Consider the following 836-nt stretch of genomic DNA (forward strand, 5'->3'; position numbering starts at 1 on the left):
ATTTGACGCTGATGCAGAGCTAATGCTCAAACTATCTCCGTCGATATCACCATCATTCGCTAACACATTAATGGTGACAGACGTATCCTCCTGTGTTGCTGCCGCATCTGCAACAGCAACAGGCGCATCATTTTCAGGGTTCACTGTGACAGAGACTGACGAGGTCATGGTGCCACCGTTACCGTCTGAGATTTCATAGCTGATGCTATCTAAACCATTGAAATCTGCATTAGGCGAGTAGCTCAGCGTTCCATCGCCATTAATTACAACAGCACCACTTACCGCTGATGCAGAGCTAACGCTCAAACTATCACCATCGATATCGCTGTCATTCGCTAACACATCAATCGTGACTGACGTATCTTCCTGCGTTGCAGCCGTATCGAATACAGCAACAGGCGCATCGTTTTCGGGGTTAACCGTGACGAATACCGATGAGGCCGCGGTGCTACCGTTACCATCTGAGACTTCATAGCTGATGCTATCTAAACCGTTGAAATCTGCATTAGGTGTGTAGTTCAGCGTTCCATCACCATTGATGAGAACCGAACCATACGAGGCTGAAGCAGAGCTAATGCTCAGACTATCACCATCGATATCGCTGTCATTGGCTAACACATCAATGATAATGGAAGTATCTTCCTCGGTGTTTGCTGTATCCGCTAGAGCGGTAGGTTCGCTATTGCTCGAACTACTCTCGTCAGTCGCTAATGACTCAATATGATCGATTGAATGTGTGATATCCAAATCATCGAAATACACTACTACTTTTCGTTCCGGTGACTCATACCAGTCTTTAACGGTTATCTGATCAGACGTTCCGATAATAGAAACCA

1 protein-coding gene is annotated in these 836 nt (G+C 46.1%); it reads right to left on the reverse strand.

Annotated elements, in window-relative coordinates:
- Positions 1 to 836 (reverse strand): cadherin-like domain-containing protein (locus A3729_RS11900; protein WP_156497913.1); only part of this gene is annotated, 836 nt, incomplete at both ends.

The organism is Oleiphilus sp. HI0043 (assembly GCF_001634935.1).